The sequence below is a fragment of the Streptomyces fagopyri genome (genome assembly GCF_009498275.1).
Classification (GTDB): domain Bacteria; phylum Actinomycetota; class Actinomycetes; order Streptomycetales; family Streptomycetaceae; genus Streptomyces; species Streptomyces fagopyri.
The window spans coordinates 1,065,651-1,086,019 of record NZ_CP045643.1 but is presented as its reverse complement, the minus strand read 5'-3'; the positions used below and the strand labels follow the sequence as shown (position 1 = coordinate 1,086,019).

General features: G+C 70.5%; 20 protein-coding genes. 2 read left to right on the top strand and 18 right to left on the bottom strand.

Going from position 1 to position 20,369, the window contains the following annotated elements; translation table 11 throughout:
* Positions 1-2: 2 nt before the first annotated feature.
* The 11 genes from GFH48_RS04605 to GFH48_RS04555 form a co-directional block, all read right to left on the bottom strand.
* Entirely contained in the window at positions 3-1,157 is a 1,155-nt protein-coding gene (locus tag GFH48_RS04605) for an acyl-CoA dehydrogenase family protein (RefSeq protein WP_153287024.1), read from the bottom strand.
* A gap of 75 nt (positions 1,158-1,232) precedes the next feature.
* Positions 1,233-1,886, bottom strand: coding sequence for an enoyl-CoA hydratase/isomerase family protein (locus GFH48_RS04600; protein ID WP_153287023.1), 654 nt, complete (start codon positions 1,884-1,886; stop codon positions 1,233-1,235).
* Positions 1,883-2,887, bottom strand: a complete 1,005-nt coding sequence (locus tag GFH48_RS04595; RefSeq protein WP_228120358.1) for an LLM class flavin-dependent oxidoreductase — start codon at positions 2,885-2,887, stop codon at positions 1,883-1,885. Before GFH48_RS04595 ends, GFH48_RS04600 begins: the two co-directional genes overlap by 4 nt.
* Positions 2,888-3,074: 187 nt before the next feature.
* On the bottom strand, positions 3,075-3,398 hold the full coding sequence (locus GFH48_RS04590; protein WP_153287022.1) for an NIPSNAP family protein: 324 nt from the start codon (positions 3,396-3,398) through the stop codon (positions 3,075-3,077).
* A complete protein-coding gene (npdG, locus tag GFH48_RS04585; RefSeq protein WP_153287021.1) occupies positions 3,395-4,063 on the bottom strand; it encodes an NADPH-dependent F420 reductase in 669 nt (222 codons plus the stop codon). Before npdG ends, GFH48_RS04590 begins: the two co-directional genes overlap by 4 nt.
* A gap of 89 nt (positions 4,064-4,152) precedes the next feature.
* Positions 4,153-4,959 carry an IclR family transcriptional regulator gene (locus GFH48_RS04580; protein WP_153287020.1) on the bottom strand — a complete coding sequence of 269 codons (807 nt, stop codon included), beginning with the start codon at positions 4,957-4,959 and terminating at the stop codon, positions 4,153-4,155.
* Positions 4,960-4,986: 27 nt separating this feature from the next.
* Positions 4,987-5,457, bottom strand: coding sequence for a VOC family protein (locus tag GFH48_RS04575; RefSeq protein WP_153287019.1), 471 nt, complete (start codon positions 5,455-5,457; stop codon positions 4,987-4,989).
* 132 nt (positions 5,458-5,589) lie between these two features.
* Positions 5,590-7,212 (bottom strand): AMP-binding protein, encoded by a 1,623-nt coding sequence (locus GFH48_RS04570; protein WP_153287018.1) that lies wholly within the window; start codon positions 7,210-7,212, stop codon positions 5,590-5,592.
* Entirely contained in the window at positions 7,194-8,642 is a 1,449-nt protein-coding gene (locus GFH48_RS04565) for an aldehyde dehydrogenase family protein (protein WP_153287017.1), read from the bottom strand. Before GFH48_RS04565 ends, GFH48_RS04570 begins: the two co-directional genes overlap by 19 nt.
* A 24-nt stretch (positions 8,643-8,666) precedes the next feature.
* Positions 8,667-9,554, bottom strand: coding sequence for a TIGR03619 family F420-dependent LLM class oxidoreductase (locus tag GFH48_RS04560; protein WP_153287016.1), 888 nt, complete (start codon positions 9,552-9,554; stop codon positions 8,667-8,669).
* 30 nt (positions 9,555-9,584) lie between these two features.
* The gene (locus tag GFH48_RS04555) at positions 9,585-10,781 is read right to left on the bottom strand and encodes a CaiB/BaiF CoA transferase family protein (RefSeq protein ID WP_228120350.1); all 1,197 of its coding nucleotides are present in this window, start codon (positions 10,779-10,781) and stop codon (positions 9,585-9,587) included.
* 681 nt (positions 10,782-11,462) lie between these two features.
* Here GFH48_RS04555 and GFH48_RS04550 point away from each other — a divergent pair.
* Positions 11,463-12,341 carry an ABC transporter substrate-binding protein gene (locus GFH48_RS04550; RefSeq protein WP_153287014.1) on the top strand — a complete coding sequence of 293 codons (879 nt, stop codon included), beginning with the start codon at positions 11,463-11,465 and terminating at the stop codon, positions 12,339-12,341.
* 39 nt (positions 12,342-12,380) lie between these two features.
* Positions 12,381-12,683, top strand: a complete 303-nt coding sequence (locus GFH48_RS04545) for a muconolactone Delta-isomerase family protein (RefSeq protein WP_153287013.1) — start codon at positions 12,381-12,383, stop codon at positions 12,681-12,683.
* Between the two features lie 393 nt (positions 12,684-13,076).
* On the opposite strand, the gene GFH48_RS04540 is transcribed toward GFH48_RS04545, so the two are convergent.
* The 7 genes from GFH48_RS04540 to GFH48_RS04510 form a co-directional block, all read right to left on the bottom strand.
* The gene (locus tag GFH48_RS04540; RefSeq protein ID WP_153287012.1) at positions 13,077-13,427 is read right to left on the bottom strand and encodes a UBP-type zinc finger domain-containing protein; all 351 of its coding nucleotides are present in this window, start codon (positions 13,425-13,427) and stop codon (positions 13,077-13,079) included.
* Positions 13,424-14,872, bottom strand: coding sequence for an ATP-binding protein (locus GFH48_RS04535; protein WP_153287011.1), 1,449 nt, complete (start codon positions 14,870-14,872; stop codon positions 13,424-13,426). The genes GFH48_RS04540 and GFH48_RS04535 overlap by 4 nt, the downstream gene beginning before the upstream one ends.
* Positions 14,869-16,545 (bottom strand): FAD-dependent oxidoreductase, encoded by a 1,677-nt coding sequence (locus GFH48_RS04530; RefSeq protein WP_153287010.1) that lies wholly within the window; start codon positions 16,543-16,545, stop codon positions 14,869-14,871. Before GFH48_RS04530 ends, GFH48_RS04535 begins: the two co-directional genes overlap by 4 nt.
* Before the next feature lie 116 nt (positions 16,546-16,661).
* A complete protein-coding gene (locus GFH48_RS04525; RefSeq protein ID WP_153287009.1) occupies positions 16,662-17,951 on the bottom strand; it encodes a DUF4032 domain-containing protein in 1,290 nt (429 codons plus the stop codon).
* Positions 17,952-18,000: 49 nt separating this feature from the next.
* Positions 18,001-18,825, bottom strand: a complete 825-nt coding sequence (locus GFH48_RS04520) for an amidohydrolase family protein (protein WP_153287008.1) — start codon at positions 18,823-18,825, stop codon at positions 18,001-18,003.
* A gap of 81 nt (positions 18,826-18,906) precedes the next feature.
* Positions 18,907-19,698 carry an N-formylglutamate amidohydrolase gene (locus tag GFH48_RS04515; RefSeq protein WP_153292716.1) on the bottom strand — a complete coding sequence of 264 codons (792 nt, stop codon included), beginning with the start codon at positions 19,696-19,698 and terminating at the stop codon, positions 18,907-18,909.
* A gap of 131 nt (positions 19,699-19,829) precedes the next feature.
* Entirely contained in the window at positions 19,830-20,288 is a 459-nt protein-coding gene (locus GFH48_RS04510; RefSeq protein WP_153287007.1) for a Crp/Fnr family transcriptional regulator, read from the bottom strand.
* Positions 20,289-20,369: the final 81 nt, after the last annotated feature.

Below are 20,369 nucleotides of genomic sequence, written 5' to 3'. Positions count from 1 at the left end.
GGTCAGTTGCCGCGCAGGCCCATGGACCGCGCGATGAAGTTCAGCTGCACCGACGGCGGGCCGGCCACGACCCGCGCGATGATTCCGTCCGAGTGGTGCATCGGCAGGGTGTGGTCGCGGACATAGCCGTACGCGCCCTGCAGCTGGACCGCCAGTGCCGATGCCTCGGCGTATATCTGCCCGCACAGGAACTTCGCCATCGTGCTCTCCGTCTCGCACGGCAGGCCCGCGTCGAAGAACGCCGCCGACCGCTGCACCGCGCAGCGCGCCGCGTCCTTGCGGACGAACATCTCCGCGAGCGGCAGCGTCACACCCTGGTACGAGGAGATCGTCTTCCCGAACTGCTCGCGCTCGTTGGCGTACTCGACCGTCATGTCCAGGACCTGTCCGACACTGCCCAGGAACCCCGAGCTGATCATGATCCGCTCCAGGACCAGCCGCTCCTTGAGGATCTGCCAGCCCTGGCCGGGCTCGCCCAGCAGGGCCTCGTCGGGGACCAGGACGTCGTGGAGGAACACCTCGTAGATCCCGCTGATGTTGCGGCCCAGGGCCGGCATCCGGCGGATCTCCACACCCGGGTGGTCCGAGGGGACCAGGAACACGGCGAGGTCATCCCGCTTGCGGCCGCTGTCGCCGGTCTTCGCGAACAGCTCCATCACCGTGCCCGGGATCCCCGCGCCCTCGCAGTACGTCTTCTGCCCGTTCAGCAGCCAGCCGCCCTCGACGCGCTCCGCGGTCGTCGCCACGCTCGCCGCGTCCGAGCCGACGTCCGGCTCCGAGACCGCGATGGAGAACCGGCCGTCGCCGCGCAGCACGGGCTCGGCGTACTTCTCCTGCTGTTCGACGGTGCCCCAGCGGATCAGGTCGCGGATCCCGCTGATGTTCAGGTTCAGCAGCGCGACCAGGTCCGAACTGGCCCGCCCGACCTCCTCACACAGCGCGATCAGCAGGCCGGCCATGCCGTCGAGGGGCTCGTCGTCCGCGACGATGTCGTACCAGCCCAGCTTCGCGATCTCGCGGTAGAGGTGCTCGGGGTAGGAGCCCTCCTCGTCCCAGATCCGCACGTCACGCTGGGGAGCGTGCCGTGCGATCACCGCGCGGGCCGTGGCCCGCAACTGCTCCTGGTCCTCGGACTCGATGAAGGGGTTCGCACTCATGGTTGTCGCCTTTCCGGAGGGGATCGGGCGGCCGGTGGATCGGGTGGTCCGAACGGTGCGGTCGCCGCGGGGGAATCAGGTGGTGAGAGCCGTCCGAAGGGTCTGGACAAGATCCGACGGCGCGGCCGCGAACTGCTCGGCGAGGTGCCGGGCCCGGTGGCCGAGGTCCGCGGCCCCGGCCACGTCGACCAGGCCCAGCCGGGCCAGGTCGTCCCCGGTGAAACGTTCATCTGCCACCAGCAGCCGGAACGCCGCGGCGGGACCGACAGCGGCTCGCAGGCGGCGGACCGTCTGGTCCGGGGGCAGGAAGCCCAGCCGGAGCTCCGGGAAGCGGAACATCGCGCCCGGAGCCGCCAGAGTGACCACGGCGGCGGCGGCCAGGGCCCATCCACCGCCCACGGCCGGGCCCTGTACGGCGGCGACCGAGGCGGGGAACGCCTCGACGAGGTCGCACGCCTCCTCGATCAGTTGCCGGCGCAGGCCCGGCCGGCCCATCGCGGTGCCGTCGTCCGACCGCACGTCGGCACCCGCGCAGAAGGCCGGGCCCTCGGCCTTCAGCAGCAGGACGCCGACTCCCTGTTCGCGGGCGCCCTTGAGCGCCGCGACCAGTTGCTGGAGCAGAGGGATGTTCATGGCGTTGCGCGCGTCGGGGCGGTTCAGCGTCACCGTCGCGACGCCGCCCCCGGTCTCCGACAGGCACAGCGGTGTCTCGTCCGTGACGGCGTTCATATGAGCTCCGGGAGGACTTCGGTGGTGAGCAGGTCCACGGCTTCCGCCGGGTCGGGACCGACGGGGGCTCCGACGTATGCCTCGGTGAAGCCGGCCCCGCGGGCGTACTCGAGGAGTTCGGCGAGCGACGCGATGCAGTCGCCAGGGGTTCCCGAGATGACGAGCTGGTCGGCCACGTGCTGGGGCAGGAGTTCGGCCGCGGCGGCGATGCCCCGGCCGGTGTGGACGGCCTCGCGGGTCGCCGCGTAGTCGGACTGTTCGAAGCCGACCTGCTGCAGACTCTCGTGCGGCTGCTGGGAGACGATCAGGGCGGCCTGCCGGCGGGCGGCGGCGTTGGCGCGGTCGCGGTCCGCCGAGACGGACACGTTCACCCCGTATATACGGGTCAGCTCCGGGCGGTCGCTGCGCTCCCGGCCGGCGTCGAGGCGGTCGAGGTTGCTGACCGCGTCGAACTGGCCGCTGCGGAAGGCCGCGAGGCTGTGTGACGGGAAGTTGCTCGCGCAGATCACACCGTCGGCCAACTCGCCCGCCATCTCAAGAATCTTGGGACCCGTGCCGGCCACGATCACCCGGACCGCGGGGTCGTCCACCCAGTCGAGGGACGCCCGGCCCTCCGCACGCAGGCCCAGGTCCGCGCAGGTGAGGGGGTAGTCGCCCATGCGGACGCTCTCACCCCGCCAGAGCGCGCGGCAGAACCTGATGAGTTCGGCGACGCGGCCGACGGGCTGCTGCCGCTCCATCAGAGCGCTCACCAGTCCACCGCCGGTGCCGATCCCCATGCTCACCTGGCGGCCGGCCGGCATGAACTCGGCCAACGTGGCCATCGTGGAAGCCTGTTCCAGGGGGTTTCGCCCGAACGGGAACGTCACCGCCGTGCCGACACCCGCACCGGTCCTGGCCGCGATCGCCCCCAGGACGGCGCCCACTCCTCGCGACTGCATCTGGTCGGTGACCCAGATCGTCTCGAAGGTCCGAGCGGCGACCTCGGCGACCTCGACCATGCTCGGTCCACCTGCCCAGGCGTGTAGCTGAATGCCCTTGATCATCGACTCTCGATTCACGATGGTGAACAGTGTCCACGGCAATGAAAAAATGGGAATGGCGAATCCATTCCGGCCGGGGCTTGGACGTCCGCCGGCCGGTCACGGCGGGGCCGTATGCGCGACCGCATGCGGCCCCGCCGGAAAATCAGCGATGAGCCGCCATGTACTCGGGTTCGGTGAGGTACGTGCTCACGATTTCCTCGATCAGCGGGCCCTCGGCCTCACTGCGTTCCTTCAGCCCGATCCACCGCGGATCCGCCCTGAAGGCATCCCAGAACTCAACCGCCGCGTTCACATCCTCGAACGCACACAGGTAGTAGATCCGCCGTCGGTCGTCGACGACGTGCCAGAAACCCCTGAGATCGAGACCGAATTCCCTGAAGAGGTCGAGGGTCTCGTCGGCGAAGCGCCGGTGCAGGTCCTCGGTCCGGTCCGGCAGCGCGGTGTACTCGCGCAGTTCGAGGATCATGCCGGGATCCCGGAGACCGAGACGCCCGAACGGGTCTTGTAGCGCCGGTTGATGTTGATGAGGACGGCGGTGAGCGGCTCCAGCTGACGGGCAAGCCGCAGGACCCCGCCGTCGATGCCGGGGCGGCCGGTGATCGTCGCGGCGAGGGCGGCGACCTTCTCCTTGGCGTCCCTGTCGTCACCGACCACCAGGACGTCCTCGTGCCCGAGGGGACCCTCGGCCTCCCACAGGGAGACGGCGGACAGGTGGTGGAAGGCGCCGACGACCACGGCGTCGGGCACGAGCCTCTGCGTCTGCTCGGCGGCGCTGCCGTCCTCGACGTCCAGGCCGTACGCACCGCGCTTGTCGAAGCCGAGCGGGTTGACGCAGCTGATTACCAGCTTCCCCGCCAGCACCGGCGCGAGCGCCGCGACCAGCTCCTCGTGGCCGTCCCACGGCACGACGATCAGGACCGCGTCGGCCGCCTCGACGGCCCCCTTGTTGTCGAGGCCGAGCACGTCGACGGCCGAGCCGACACGCGCACGGATCTCGGCCGCGGCCTCCTCGGCGCGCCCGGCCGAGCGCGACCCGATGACGACCTTGTGGCCGGCGCGGGCGAAGTGCAGGGCCAGGCCCTTGCCCTGTGGTCCGGTACCTCCCACAACGGCGATGGTGTGGCTGTCCATGGTTCGTGCTCCTCAAGAAGTGCCCGCGACCGGCGGTGCGGGTTCACAGGACCGGCGGTGCGGGCGCCGGTCCTGTGGGTCTGATGGGGTCAGCCGGCAGATCGCTCCGGGCCGGCCTCCGGGTAGTCGGCCGGTACCCGGCCGCCGCTGCGCACCGTGATGGCACGCGCGGCGGTGACCAGGTAAGGGGCCAACTCGTCGATGTCCTGCGGCGTGAGATCCGTTCCCATGCCGAGCAGGCTGATCACGAGGCAGGGCTGCCCGTCACGGTCGAAGACGGGGAAACCCATGACATTCAGCTCGGGGGCGTACTCCCCGAAGACGACTCCGAAACCGCGGGAGCGCACTTCCTCGCGGCGCGCGTCGTCGTCCGCGGCCGGCACGACGTCATGCCACGCGTCCGTCAGCCGGCTGAGCAGCGGCGCGTCCCGGTCGAACCGGGAGCCGATCTCGATGGTGATCTTGATGTCCTTGCGGCTCTCGATCTTCGCGATCGCGGTGAAGTGCCCGTCGGGCATCGGCGAGATCGCGAGGCACGCCAGCTCGGTCCGCTCGGCCAGCCGCTCCATGAACGGCCGCGCCTCGGCGACCGGGGTGGTCCTGGTGACCGCTGCCACGCCGTACTCGACGAGCAGCGGTCCCAGGTTGTAACGCCGGGTGTCGGAGTCGTACTCGATGAGACCTTCGCTGACCATCGTCCGGATCAGGTTCGACGCCGTGCTCTTGGCCAGCCCGCACGATTTGGCGAGTTCGGTGACCGTCGCCCCGTCGACATGCCGGACCAGGTGGTCGAGTACCCGTACCGTGCGCGACACCGCCGGCACGAGAACCTCGGCTGCCTGCTCGGCATCGTCGTGGACGACCCCGTCGCCGGACTCGGAAGGCTCCTTCGCCACGTCTCCTGCTTTCCGGTCAGGGAAGCCTCAGTGCTTGGCTGAGTCCCCTACCAACTCGACAAAGTGGAACAGCGTACCGTCGGGGTCCGCCGCAAAGAGGATCTTCCATCCGTTCACCCCGTCGGGGGCCATGACGGTCTGCGGGGTGTGCAGGAACTTGACGCCCGCGACGCTCAGGCGGTCGTACTCGCCCTGGATGTCGTCCGTGAGGATCGAGAAGCGGCACAGGCCGGGGTTGACGGTGTCGGCGATGGACCGCTCGCGGGTCACCGGCACGTCGCGCCACTCGATGATGTCGAGCATCGCCTCGTCGGGCGAGTTGTTCAGGCGCATGTGCGCGAAGCGCAGTTTGCTGCCCTCCTCGATCATGAACGCCCGCGCGAGGTTGGCGTCTTCGAGCTCCTTGTCCTGCACGACCTCGAAGCCCACGAGCCGGTAGAACTCGATGGTGCGGTCCATGTCGGTGACGTTGAGACCGACATGCCAGAATCTACGCATAGGTGGTCCCTCTCGTGATGTGTGTCTGTACGTGACGTGTGTGCGTACGTTGATGTGTGTCTGTAGGTGCCGTCCGGGTACGGACGCCGCCGGGGCGCCCTCTCGGGCGGCAGTGCCGCCGGAGCGGGCCGGTCAGTGCGGGGCCGGAGCGAGGGCGCGCCGCAGGAGCTTCCCGGTCTCCGTCCTCGGCAGCGAGGAGACCACCTCGAACTCACGGGGTCTGGCGTGCGGCCCGACCGTGGCGGCCACCAGGTCGCACAGCTCCGAGCGGAGCGCCTCCCCGACCTCGCCGCCGGTCTCGCCGCCGGTGATCCGCAGGAAGACCTTCACCCGCTGACCGATCTTGTCGTCCGGGATGCCGACCGCGACGGCCTCGGCCACCAACGGGTGGTTCACCAGGGCGTCCTCGATCTCCGAGGGGCCGATCCGGTAGCCGCGGCTCTTGATGACGTCGTCCGCGCGGCCCAGGTACTCCAGGCGCTGTCCATGAGCACGCCTGGCCAGGTCGTTGGTCCGGTGCCATTCGCCGGCCGGAGGTACCGGGCCCTCCGTCTTCGCATCCCAGATCCCCAGCAGCGCGACCGGGTCGGGAAGCCGCAGGGCGATCTCGCCGACCTCACCGTGGGCGACCTCCCGGCCGTCCTCGCCGAGCAGCGCGATGGTGTGGCCCGGGTAGGGGGCGCCCATCGTGTCGTCGTCGACGGAGCCCAGCACCGCCGAGTCACCGATGAGACCGTTCGCCTCGGTCTGGCCGTACGCCTTGTTCACGGCCTGCGACAGGTGCAGCCGGGACCACGCCATCTCCGAACGTCCCGCCGCCTCGCCGCCGGTGACGACGGCACGCAGCCTGCGCTCCGGCGCCCGGCCGTTCGCCTGCAACAGGCGCAGGACGGAGGGCGGCAGGAAGGCGGTCGTGACGCCGCACCGCGCGAACAGCTCCAGCGTGGCATCGGCATCGAAACGCGTCTGCCGCTGCGCGACGACCGGGACGCCGAACGACCACGGGACGAGGAGCCCCAGCATGAGGCCACCGATCCACCCCCAGTCGGCCGTCCCGTAGTAGACGTCCCCGGGCTGGAACAACTCGAAGGCGTAGTCCACTCCGGCATGGCCGAGCAGCACCTGGTGGCCGTGCAGGATGCCCTTGGGCGGACCGCTGGTGCCCGAGGTGTACATCAGCAGGGCGGGGTGCGTCGGACCGGCCGGCCAGGGTGCGTCGGAGTGGTCGTCGACCTTCCGCCCGGCGATCCCCTTCCCCTCGGAACCGTCGACCGTCAGCACCGCACGGCCCTCGATGTCGCAGCCCGTCGAGCGCAGCCGTTCAAGGCCCAGCCCGTCGGTGACGAGCACCTTCGCCCCTGAGTCGCTCAGGCGGTGCGAGACCGAGCCGCCGGCCATGAGCCGCGGGATCGGCAGCAGCACCGCCCCGGCGGCCAGCACTCCGAAGACCACCTCCGCCGCGGCCGGCGAAGGGTCGAGGTAGAGCGCGACCCGGTCGCCCGGATCGACGCCCTGCGCCCGCAGTACGTCACCGATCCGCAGCGCGGCCTCCTGGACCTCGCCGAACGTGATCTCGCCGACTTCCTGCGGTCCGGCCGTGAGCACGGCCACCGCGTCCGGATCCTGCGCGAAGAGCGCGTCCTGGACGATCGAGTAGTCCGCGGCGGGTGACCACCGGGCGAGGCCCCGCAGCTCGCGCAGTCGGGCGACGACCGGGACGTCGGCGCCCTGCGGCGCTAGTCCAGACGTACCCATACGCTCTTCTCCTTCGTGAAGCTCTCGATCGCGCTGCGACCGAGGTCACTGCCGTAGCCGCTGTGGCGGAACCCGCGGTACGGCGAGGCCGGGTTGAGCACGCCCCAGCTGTTGATCCACACGTTCCCGGCGTCCAGCGTCCCGGCGAAGCGCAGGGCCCGGCCGACGTCCCGGGTGAACACGCCGGCCGCGAGGCCGTAGATCGTGTCGTTCGCCAGCTCGATCGCCTGCTCCTCGCCCTCGAACGGCAGCACACCGAGGACGGGACCGAAGATCTCCTCGCGGGCGATCCGCATGTCCGGGGCCACGTCCGCGAACAGCGCCGGCTGGTAGAAGAAGCCCGGACCGTCTGCCGGAGCCTCGGTGCTGCCCGCCAGCAGACGAGCGCCCTCCGCGGCACCCGACACCACATAGGAGTGAACCGAGTCGCGCTGCGCCGCGTTGACCAGCGGGCCGATCTCCGTCTCGGGGTCGAGCGGGTCGCCGACCCGGGCCGCGTCGACCCGTGCCTTGACCAGCTCCACGACCTCGTCGTAGATCGGACGCTCGACCAGGAGCCGGCTGGGCGCGGTGCAGGTCTCACCCTGGTTGCCGTACATGGCCGCGAAGACCACGTCGGCGACCGCCTTCGGGGACGCGTCCGCGAACGCGACCAGCGCCGACTTCCCGCCCAGCTCCAGGGAGGTGGTGATCAGCCGGTCCGCCGCCATCCGGCCGATCTCCTGGCCGATCTCGGTCGAACCGGTGAAAGTGATCTTGCCGACGCCCGGGTGCTGGACCAGTGCGTTGCCCGCCACCGAGCCGCGGCCCGGCAGGACGTTCACGACACCGGGGGGGATGCCGGCCTCCAGGGCCAGCTCACCCAGCGCCACCGGCACGAGCGGCGCGAGCTGCGCCGGCTTCAGGACGATGGAGTTGCCCATGGCCAGCGCCGGCGCGATCTTCCAGATCGACTGCACGGCGGGGAAGTTCCACGGGGTGATCGCACCGACCACACCGATCGGCTCGCGCACCGTGTAGTTCAGGAAGCGGCCGGGGGCGGGGGTCGTCCGTCCCTCGATCTTGGTCACCAGGCCGGCGAAGTACTCGACGGTCTCGACCATGACCGGCAGGTCGATCTTCGCGGACTCGCGGATCGGCTTTCCCATGTCGCGGCTCTGCAGCTCGGCGAGCTGCTCCTTGTTCGCTTCGATGAGCGCCGCGTAGCGCAGCATCAGGCGGGTGCGCTGCGAGGGGCGCATCCGCTGCCAGGCCTTGGCGCCGGCTCGCGCGGCCTCGACGGCGCGGGCGACGTCGTCCACGGTCGCCTCGGCGACCTTCGCTATGACGCTGCCGTCGGCGGGGTTGACGGTCTCGAACGTGGCTCCGTTCGAGGCGTCCGTGAGCTGGTCACCGAGGACCAGCGGAACACTGGAGGTCAGTGCACGCATGATCGGCTCTCTTTCGTTCGGGCCTCAGGGGAGGCGGTGCGCGGTCGGCAGGACCGCCTCGGCGAGGGCCTGCAGCTCCTCCATCGCGGAGTCGAGCGTGGCGTGCTCGAACGAGGTGTCGCAGATGAAGTGCGTGACACCGAGGTCGCCGTACGCCTCGATCGTCTCGGCGTTGTAGGGCGCCGTGCGCAGCGGGCGCGCGGTGAGCGTGATCTCGCTCATGTCACGGCCGGCCTCCGCCACGTACGACTTCAGCGTGGCGAGGTAGCCGGCGTAGTCCTCCGGGCCCACGGCCAGCGGGTGCCAGCCGTCACCGATCGCGGCGATACGGCGCAGCGACGCCTCGCTGTAGCCGGCGAACCAGACCGGGATCGTGCCCCGCACGGGCTTGGGGAACATCATGAAGTCGTGCAGGTTGTAGAAGTCGCCGTCCCAGGAGACCTCGTCCTCGGTCCACATCTGGCGCATGGCCTTGACCATCTCGGTCACCCGGCGCCCGCGGTCCTTGAAGGGCGCTCCCAGCGCCTCGAACTGCTCCTTCATCCAGCCGACGCCGATGGCGACGGACAGCCGGCCCTTGGACAGGACGTCGATGCTCACGAGCGTCTTCGACGTCTGCACCAGCGGGCGCCACGGCAGGATCAGGCAGGACGTGCCCAGCTCGACGGTCTCCGTCGCGGCCGCGGCCCAGGTCAGCGCCGTGAGGCAGTCCAGGTAGGGGGTTTCGGGCGCCCAGAGGAACTTGCCGTCGGCGGTGTACGGGTAGGCCGTCTCCACCTTCGTGGGCAGGGCCACGTGGTCAGTCATCCACAGCGAGTCGAAGCCGATCTTCTCCGCGTAGCGGGAGACCTCGCTGATCGCGTCCGGTCCGGCCCAGGGACCGGCACCGGGGATCCTGATACCAACCTTCATGTGATGCTCCCGTCTCAGGACGTTGTGTGTTCAGCGGACGACGCGCGCGGCCAGCAGCCGTGCGATGTCTTGGTCGTTGTGTCCGAGCTCCTTGAGAAGCTCGGCGGTGTGCTCGCCCAGGGCGGTCGGCGGACGCTCCACACGGCCCGGAGTGTCCGACAGCTTGATCGGCAGGCCCGGCACCCGGACCTCGCCGAGTGCCTCGCTCTCCAAGCCGACGACCATCTCGAGCGCGCGGATCTGGGGGTGATCCACGGCCTCGTCGTACGCGAGGACCGGGGCGCAGATGATGTTCTGGTCGGTGAGCAGGGTGACGATGTCGTCCCGGTCGCGCTCGGCGAACCAGGGAGCGAGCACCACGTCGAGTTCCTCGCGGTGGGCCAGCCGGCTCGCCGCGTTCGTGAACCGCTCGTCGTCGAGCAGGTGCTCGGCGCCGGCCGCCTTCACGAACCGCTCGAAGTGCCGGTCGTTGAAGGCGACGATGTGGACGGCCCCGCCGTCGCGTGTCGCGTACGCGTTGTACGGCGCGTAGAAGTTGCTCGCGTTGCCGACGCGCGGTGCCACGTAGTCGGCCAGCATGTACTGGCCCAGCCACGGTGACTGAAGGTGGAACAGCGAGGCCACCAGCGACACCGAGCCGTTCTGGCCGGCTCCGGTCTTCTGCCTGGCGAAGAGTGAGACCAGGGCCGCGACGGCGACAAGGTATCCGGCCGAACTGTCGGCGACCGGCGGACCGGCCTTGATGCCGCGGCCGTCGGGGTCCCCGGTGCCCTGGATCATGCCGGTGAGGGCCTGGGCGACGGGATCCAGCGCGGGCCGGCCGGCCGACGGGCCGCTGTCACCGTAGCCGCTCACGTTCAGGCAGATCAGGTGGGGGTGGCGCTCGCGGAGCTCCTCGGCGGTCAGGCCGAACTTGGCGCGCACCGTGGGCAGCATGTTCTCGATCAGCACGTCGGCGCCGGCGCACAGCTCGTGGAAGAGCTCCCGGCCCTCCTCCGTGCGCAGATCGAGTGCGATCGCCCGCTTGTTCCGGTTGACCCCGGCGTAGACACCGCTCATACCGTCCCGGCCGGGGCCGAACGTACGGGACTCGTCCCCTGCGATGGGCTCCACCTTGACCACGTCGGCACCGAAGTCAGCCAGGATCGACGCGCCCAGCGGGCCCGCAACCATCGTTGCGGCGTCGATCACCCGCGTTCCTGCCAGAGCCCGCACCTGCTGAGTCATCTTTGACCACCCGTGTTCATTATCTCGAACTCGCGCCAGCATTTGGAACGACCATAGGTAGGGTGTTCGTCGACGTCAAGACTCGCCTGGGGACTTCCTGGGAAGGCCCTTTCGTCCCGGGGCCCTGGCGCCGGGACGTCGACGACCGGACCGAAGGACCGGCGCACAGGCCTGACACATCGCCAGATCGCTTCACCTGAAGGCAACTTGGAGGCGAATTGCTCGCGCATGACCGGAGAGTGACGAGACCCCGGCCGAGCCCGGAGGGGCCGCGAAGAGACCTCGGCCAACGGGAGTCGATCAAGGAATCCGCCGCTCATCGGGAGTTTCGCTCGCATGTCCAGCCGCACCGGCGACGGCGTGTACAGTGCTGCCGATCACCCACACCCTCGGGAATTTGCCCGGTCTGCCGCATTTGCCCAGCCGTGCGGGAGATCCTTCGACGCCCCGAAGCTCCCGGGTTTCCAGCGCCCCGCACGGTCGGCGGCCGGCCCGCCGGGCCACCCACATCCGCACAGCGGACATGTGGCGCATCCACGCCATCGGCATCATTCCGGCCGGGCCGCGACAGGACGTCCTTGCGACGACACCCCCGTCCTGGACACACCTCCGCCGGGCCCGCCCGGATGCGCCGGCGGGCGGACCGCCTACAGGGCACAGCCACCTTTGAGGAAGGCGTTCATGCACACGATCGATCTCGCCTACGTGGGGCGCGGTCCCCACGAGGAGCTGGTCACCTACATCGCGGACCAGCAGGACTTCTACGCCGACGCCGGTGTCCACGTCGCCCTGCGGGACGGCTCGATCTGGGATCCGGAGCGGCTGCGCCGCGGCGCCGTCATCGGCCTGGGCCGGACACTGCTGTCCCGGCTGGTCGGCGGCATCCCATGGGTCGCGCTCAATGTGAACACCCAGCAGCCCCAGTTCTGGTTCCTCGCCCGGCCCGGCCTGGACTCGCTGGCCGACCTGGCCGGGAAGCGTCTGGCCGTGCATCCGCGCCACACCGGGCCCGGCTGCTTCACCCGCATCATGCTGCGCCAGGCCGGACTGGACCCGGACCGCGATGTCGAGACCATCGTCCGTGCACCCGGCGACTACGGCATGGACCTGCGCAGGCTTCGCGAGGGCACGATCGACGCCGCGGTGGTGGGCGACACCCTGGTGCCCGAAGCCGTGGCCGCCGAGAACGGCTGGCGGGTGCTGGCCTTCGCCGGTGACCTCTTCCAGATCCCGACGGTCGGTGTGTCCGTCGACCCGACCTACACCGATCCGGAGGACCCCGCGGTCCAGGCCGTCGTGCTGGCCCACCGGCGCGCGCTAGGGGTGATCCGGGACGAGCCCGACACCACGGTCAGGTATCTCCAGGCCTTCCTCAACGGACACACGGAAGAGGAAGTCCGGGCGCACTACGAGAGGTTCATCGCCCCGTCGTTCGGCATCGACGGTCAGGCGGACCTCGCCACCGCCGAGACGGCCGTCAAAGCGGTCGCCGCCGAACTGGGCGTGCCCGCCACGTTCACCGCGGCCGATTTCTATCGCACCCGACCCACCACGGCTTAGGCCGCGGTGTCTTTTCGCACATCAGAGAAAGGCTGGCTTGTGAAAGAGTTCCTGATCGAGGTCACCACCAACATTCCCGACGGAACCGAGACGGCCGAGGTCGACCGCCGTCGCGCCGCGGAGGCCGCCCGGGCCGTCGAGTTGATCGCCTCCGGCCACCTGGTCCGGATCTGGCGTCCGGTGGGTGAGATGCGCAGCATCGCCCTGTGGCGGGCCAACGACGAGGCCGAGTTGCGTGACAGGATCCTGAGCACCTTGCCGCTGTGGTCCTGGATGACGTCCGTCGTCACCCCTCTTGAGTCGCACCCGAGCGACCCCGGCAAGGCGGACACCACCGTCTGACTTTTTTCCTCCGTGCACCTGCCCGACTGCGGTCGGAGCGGTCGGCGGGTGTGCGGGGCAGTGCGTGCCCACGGAGGGAGACCGGGGTTCCCAGTGCCGCCTGCCGCCTGCCGCCTGCCGCCTGCCGCCAGGTACGGCCGGCGGCCGGCCTGCTTCACAAGCCCATTCAGAGCAGGGGTCAGTTGAGGTGGGGGCGAGGCGTCCACCCCACATCCTGGGGCTGCTCGCACCGGCGGATGTCGACGACTTGAGCGATCGTCTCAGGAATGCCGACCATGCACAGGGCGTTCTCGGTCAGGTGCCACGGTTCAGGGTCCGTTCGGTAGGGGGAGTCGGCCCAGTCCTGTGAGTCCGGATTCCGGGCGAACGCGCGGCCGCCGTCCCACGGCCCCGTCAGCGCAGCGTGTCCGCCCAGTTCGCGGGCACGCGTCCCGCGGGGCCCGGCGTGGGCTGGTCCAGGGGGTGGCATTCGGGGGCGACGAGATCGGGGCCCGTCTCGTACATCTCGTTCGTCTCGAAGTTCCAGAACCACGTCTCGCCGGGCTCGTAACTGCGGATGACGGGATGTCCGGTGCTCTGCGCGTGGGCGGTGGCGTGCTTCGACGGTGAGTCGTCGCAGCAGCCGATGTGACCGCACTGCGCGCACCGCCGCAGATGGAACCACCAGCCGTCGACAGCGTCGCAGTCACCGCACCCCGCGCCGCTCGGCGGGACGGACGGGTCGATTCCGGCGGGCAGGGTCATGACGCCTCCTCGGGCGTTTCGGTGTCCGCCGCGGTCAGCGGCAGACGGACCTGGAAACGGGTGTCACCGGGGACGGACTGCACCGACAGGCTCCCGTGGTGTTTGTTGGCGACGATCCGCCAGGAGATGTCCAGTCCGAGCCCCGTGCCCTCACCCACCGGTTTGGTGGTGAAGAACGGATCGAAGATGCGGTCGCGGATCTCGGCCGGCACCCCGGGGCCGGTGTCCCGGAACTCGACGAGCAGTTGGTCGTGGTCGTGCGCGGTCCGCACGGTCAGCCTGCCCTCGCCCTCCATCGCCGAGGCGGCGTTGTCGATGAGGTTCGTCCACACCTGGTTCAACTCGCCCGGATAGGCGGGGATCCGCGGCGCCGTGCGGTCGTAGTCCTTGGTCACCTTGATGCCCGAGCCCATCTTCCCGGCGAGCATCATCAGTGTGCTGTCCAGGAGTTCGTGCACATCGACGACCTGGTACGGCGCGCGGTCGATCTGGGAGTACTGCTTGGCCGCGTCCACCAGGTGCGAGATACGGGTCGTGGACTCCTCGATCTCGGTCATGAGGAGCTCGGTCTCCACGGTGTAGTTCAACCACCGGATCGCGCCTTCGAGGGTGTCCTCGTCCACCGTCGCCGCGACCTGGTCCAGCCAGTCCGTGTCGAGTCCCGCCTGCACGAACGTCGGCGCGAGCTGCCAGCCCCCGGCGATGCCGTGGTCCTCCAGCCAGTCACCGAGCGAATCCTCCCGGTCGGAGGCCTCGAGCGGACTCAACGGCGTTGCCTTCGCCACCCGTTCGGCGGTGCGCTCCTGGATCTCGATGAGCGTCTCCAGGGTGTCGCGGGCGTACGGGCCCGAGGCGATGGCGCCGAGCTTGTGCCGCATGTGGGCCACTCGGTCCCGAAGGGTGGAAGTGGCCCGTACCGCCGCCGCGGCCGGATTGTTGAGCTCGTGCGTCAGCCCGGCCGACAGCGAGCCGAGCGCGAGCAGCCGCTCGCGCTGGCCGATGGTCCGCTGCGTGTTCTGGCTGCCGAAGAAGAGCCCTTCGAGCAGATGGACGGCCATCGGGAACCAGTCCCGCAGGACCGCGGCGAAGGTCGCGGCGGGCAGGACGAAGAAGCGGGAGGGCACGGTGACCCTCATCGACCCCTTGTAGAACGTCTGGTCCGGTCCGTTCAGATAGGCCTGCATGGCCCCCGCGTACACCCCGCGCTGGGAGCTGCGGCTGATCTCCACGTCGTCGGCGCCGACCCGGCGCGACATCACGACGGTGCCTTCCAGCAGCACGTAGAAACAGGTGGCCTCGTCACCCTCGGTGTAGACCGGACCGGCGTCGAACTGCTCCACCCGGCCTTCGCGGCACAGTCGCTCCAACTGGTCCTGGTCCAGCTTCTCGAACAGGAACAGGGTGCCGAGCTCGCTCTTGTCGCAGGGCAACGGCCGCGGGCTCACGACTGCTCCAGATAACGGTGGACGAGCATGACGGCCATGGCTCCTTCTCCGACCGCGGAAGCGACCCGCTTCGCGGACTCGGCACGCGCGTCCCCGGCCACGAACACACCGGGCACATTGGTCTCCAGGTGATACGGCGGCCGGTCCAGCTCCCAGCCCTTGGGCGGCTGCCCGTCGACGGTCATGTCGGGCCCCGCCATGATGAATCCGCGTGTGTCCCTCAGCACCGTACCCTCCAGCCAGCCGGTGAGGGGGGCCGCGCCGATGAACACGAACATCCACTGGGCGTCGACGAGTTCGGTGTGCCCGCTCGTCACGTCCCGCAGGGTGAGCTGCTCCAGATGGTCCGTGCCGTGCGCGGCCTCGACGACCGTGCCGGTGCGCACCGAGATGTTGGGGGCCTCCTCGATCTGCTGGACCAGGTAGTGCGACATCGACGCGGTCAGCGAGGAGCCCCGGACGAGCAGGGTGACCGACTTGGCCCCACGCGACAGGTACATGGCGGCCTGTCCGGCCGAGTTGGCCCCGCCCACGATGTACACGTCCTGGCCCTGGCAGGAGGCCGCCTCGGTCAGCGCCGAGCCGTAGAAGACCCCGCAGCCCGTGAGGTCCGCCAGTCCCGGGGCCTCCAGCTGCCGGTACGAGACGCCGGTCGCCAGGATCACCGCGTGCGCGGCGATCGCGGAGCCGTCGGAGAAGCGGATGACGCGTGAGGCGCCGGTGACCTCCAGACCCGTCACCTCCCGCGCGGTCAGGATCTCGGCGCCGAACTTCGCCGCCTGCCGGCGCGCCCGCCCGGTCAGCTGGGAGCCGGACACCCCGTCGGGGAAGCCGAGATAGTTCTCGATGCGCGAGCTCTGCCCCGCCTGGCCGCCGGTCGCAGACCGCTCCACGAGCACCGTCCGCAGCCCCTCGGACGCGCCGTACACGGCGGCCCCCAGGCCGGCCGGACCACCGCCGATGACGACCAGGTCGTAGAACTCCTCGGTGGGGGTCGTGGCCAGCCCGACCTGGGCCGCGAGGTCCGGGTCGGCCGGCTCGACGAGCGGCGTGCCGTCCGGCGTGATCACCAGCGGCAGCCGTTCCCCGTCCTGACCGGCCGCGGAGAGCAGCCGCCGCCCCTCCGGCGTGTCCGACGAGTACCAGCGGTACGGCACCTGGTTGCGGGCCAGGAACTCGCGTACGTCCGAGGAGCGCGCCGACCACCGGTGCCCGACCACCTTGCAGGTCGGCACGGGCCGGAAGTCGCTGGCCCGCCAGGCGTCCAGCAGATCGTCCAGCACCGGATAGAGCTTCTCCTCCGGTGGGTCCCAGGGCTTGAGGAGGTAGTGGTCCAGATCGATCACGTTGATCGCGTCGATCGCCGCGTTCGTGTCCGCGTACGCGGTCAGCAGCACCCGGCGCGCGCCCGGGTAGACGTCGAGCGCCTGCTCCAGGAACTCGATGCCGTTCATCTGCGGCATCCGGTAGTCGGCCACGATCACCGCCACCTGGTCACCGCGCAGCTTCAGCTCCCGCAGCGCCTCCAGGGCGGTGTCCCCGGACTCCGCGCGCACGATCCGGTGCGACTCGCCGTAGCGGCGCCTGAGGTCGCGCGCCACGGCACGCGACACTCCCGGATCGTCATCCACGGTCAGAATGACGGTCCGCGCTGTACCGGCGGCCTGTGCCATACGTCTCCCACCCCGAGCAGGTCGATGCCGTCCCGGCCGCGCACACCGTTCGGCGCCGGTCGGCCGGTCCACGCTCAATCGTATGTATGAACGGTCGCCTTCGCTCTGCAACCGCCTCACGCGGGCTCGACGGGGCCCTTCGGCGGTGGCAGCAGCGACTCGCGGACCTTGGGGAGGACGGTCCTGACGTAGTCCTCGACGGCCGAGTCCAGACCGATGTCGTGCTGGGCGCGCTCGGACAGGTACCAACGGTGTTCGAGCAGCTCGTGATAGATCTCCGCGGGGTCCATGGAACCGCGCAGCTCGGGTGGTACGGCGCGGACGGTGGGCCGGAAGACGTCGCGCACCCAGCGGTGGGCGAGGACCTCGGGGCGCGCCGCCTGGTCGTACCCGTCTCCGGTGCGGGCCGGCGAGCTCGCGGAAGGGCCGCCGGGGGCGTAGTCGTCCTGGGTGGCCATCCAGCTCTCCAGGTCGTTCAGCAGCCGGCGCGCCTGGTTCTCCTCGGCGTCGAGCCCGGTCAGCCGCAGCAGCTGGCGCTGGTGGTGGCCCGCGTCGACGACCTTGGGGACGAAGGTGACCGTGTCGCCGTTCGAGGAGTGCGCGATCTGCATCTCGGCGACGTCGAAACCGAGGTCGTTGAGGCGCCGGATGCGGCGCTCGATGTAGTGGTGCTTGCCCGCCGGGTACACGGAGGTACGGGTCAGTTCCTCCCACAGGCTCCGGTGGCGCGCGCAGATCTCCCTGCCGAACTCGATCGGGTCGACGGAGGGGTGCAGCGCTCCGGCCGCCTCCAGGTCCAGCAGCTCGCCGCTGATGTTGACGCGGGCGAGATCGAGGTCGTACTCCCGCTGCCCGTCGCTCAGCCGGGGGTGCAGTTCGCCGGTCTCGGCGTCCACCAGATAGGCCGCGTACGCTCCGGCGTCACGGCGGAAGAGCGTGTTGGACAGCGAGCAGTCGCCCCACGCGAACCCGGCCAGATGCAGCCGCACCAGGAGCACCGCCAGCGCGTCCATCAGCCGGTGCATGGTCGCGGGCCGCATGGTCGTCTCGAACATCGACCGGTAGGGCATCGAGCCGCCCAGGTGCCGGGTGATGAGGACGGACTCCAGTGGCCCGCCGTCGGCGTCGGTGCGCCCGGTGACCACGGCGAGCGGGTCCACCGCGGGGATGGACAGCCGGTCCAGGCCGCGCAGCATCTCGTACTCGCGCAGGGCGGGCCGCTCCGCGAGCTCCTTGACCGCCACCACCTCGCTGCCGGCGCGCGCGTAACGGACCACGTGCCGCGAGATGCCGCGCGGCAGCGGGACCAGGTGGTGCTCGGGCCATTCCTCCAGCGGCAGGTGCCAGGGCAGTTCGAGCAGGAGCGCGGGATGCTCCGGGTTGGTGGCGCTGATCTGCAAGGCCATCGGCGGGCTGCCCTTACTCTGGAGTCGAACGGGTACCTGCTTCCAGCATCTACGAATGATCGCCGAGGCGGAAGACGCGCCGGGCGTTGCCGGCGAGGAACAAGTCGGTGGTCTCCTCGTCGAGGCCCAGCTCGCCGAGGTGCTCCAGTGCCCGACTCGGCGTGATCATGGGGTAGTTGCTGCCGAAGAGGACCTTCCGGCGTCCTCGGCCGCGGAGATAGCCGACCAGTTCCGGCGGATAGCGGCGCGCGGTGTAGGCACTGGTGTCGATGTACACGTTGGCGTGCTTGTCGGCGACCGCGATCATCTCGGTGGTCCACGGATAGCCGATGTGCCCGCAGACGACGGTGAGTTCGGGGAAGTCCAGCGCGACCTGGTCGATGTACGGGATGGGCCGGCCGGTCTCCGAGGGGCGCAGCGGCCCGGTGTGCCCGACCTGGGTGCAGAACGGGACGCCGAGCTCGACGCAGGCCGCGTACAGCGGGTAGTAGAGCCGGTCGGTGGGCGGCAGCTGCCACAGCCACGGCACGATCCGCAGGGCCACGAAGCCCAGCTCCTCGACGGCCCGGCGCAGCTCGCGCACGGCCGTGACCGGCTTCGCCAGATCCACCCCCGCGACCCCGCGCAGCCGTCCGCGGGACCCGGCGACGAAGCCGGCGACCTCGTCGTTGCTCACGAGGGGACCCTCCGGCCCGTACCAGGCCGCGGCCAGCCCGATCTCGACGTCGGCCGCGGCCAGCGCCGCGACCGTGACCTCGACGGGAAGGGGTTCCCGCAGGCGTTCCATGCCCGTCCAGCGGCGGAGCGACTCGAACATCTCGTGGTTGGCGTGGCGGACGGTCGGGTGCTGCATCCACGCGTCGACGACTGGCATGATCCCGTGTCCTCCCTGAGGCCGGGGCCGGGCGTCCGCCCACCCCGAACCCAGGACCCTAGAGGGTGGCCCGCCGCACGGCTACCTCGAAACGGCGTCGACCAGGGCCCCGAGCGCTGCGGCGAGACGCGCGAGCCCCGGGCCGGCCGGGCCGCCGGGCTCGCTCATGTACGTGTCCCGCCGGATCTCCACCATCAGGGACGTGACCCGTGGATCCGCGCCGTGGAAGCGCAGCGGCACGTAGGCGCCGGAGAACGGACTGTCGATCCCCACACCGCCGACACCCTCGAACGCCTTCCGCGCGTGCTCCACCAGCCCGACGGGTGTGTGGAAGGCGTCGGTGCCCAGGCAGACCGGCGGCCGAGGTCCCCCACCGTGCAGTTCGTACGGCAGCCGGGCGGTCGGATACGAGTGGACGTCGATCACCACGGCCCGTCCGGTGACGGCCAGCCGGTCGGCCACGGCGGCGGTCATCGCCTGGGCGTACGGGTGGAAGTAGCGCCCGATCAGCGGTTCCGGGTCGGCGTCGGCGGGGCGCAGCGGGGCGCCGTGTGTCGTGCGGGTGTAGACCGCGCCCATGCCGACGGCACGCATCTCCTCCCGCTCGTCGGGAAAACGCTCGGGATCGACCACCAGACGCGACAGACGGTTGACGAACCGCCACGGAGTGACGCCGGCGGCGCGCGAGGCCTGCTCGGCGAGCTCAGCGGTGTGCGCGTCCGTGATGTGGTCCAGCTCGCTCTCCAGCGCCGGCCCGTCGAGCGTGATGCCGGCCCGCACCGGCACCGGTATGCGCCGCGAGGAGTGCGGGACGTGCAGGACGACGGGGGAGTCGCGGGCGCCGGGCAGCAGCTCGAAGGAGCCGGGGCGCACGGGCGAGGGCTCCGAAGGCGCCGCGTTCGCGGAGCCGGGACGCGTGGACACGGACTTCGCGGAGGCGGGGCCCGGGGAGGCGGGGTTCTCGGTCACCCCTGATTCCTACCGCGGCCGGCGGGAACCTCGTCTCAGCGCAGACCGCCGCCTCCGTGGCGCGCGTAGTGCTCGATCAGGGCCGCCCGCGTCGTCTCGAGCCGGTGGGCCAGGATCGCCGCGATGGTCCGGGTCAGGGACAGCTCCAGCGCCGGATCCCGCGCGCACAGTCCGAGCACCTCCCCGGCGTCGAACTCGTAGGCGCGCACCGGACTGAACGCCTCGGCGCCGAAGTCCCAGTGGTGCGGTGGGAACAGCCAGGACCAGCCGAGCAGATCACCCGGTCCGAGCGTGGCCACGGAGATGCGCCGTTCCCCGACGACCTGCTGGTACAGCGAGACGGTTCCCGAGCGGACCACCCAGAACCGGTCCGCGGTTCCCCCCGCCTCGAAGATCTTTCCGTCCGCGGGGAAGGAGACCTCCCGGGCGACGGTCATCAGCCGGTCGCGGTGTTCGGCGGAGAGGGCGGGCAGCAGCCGCAGAGCAGTGGGCATCGGGGACCTCCATCGCACCGCCGCGGGACCACGCGGGCTCGGCGGCGCTGTCGTGCCGGTGGTGTGCCGTCACCCTCCATT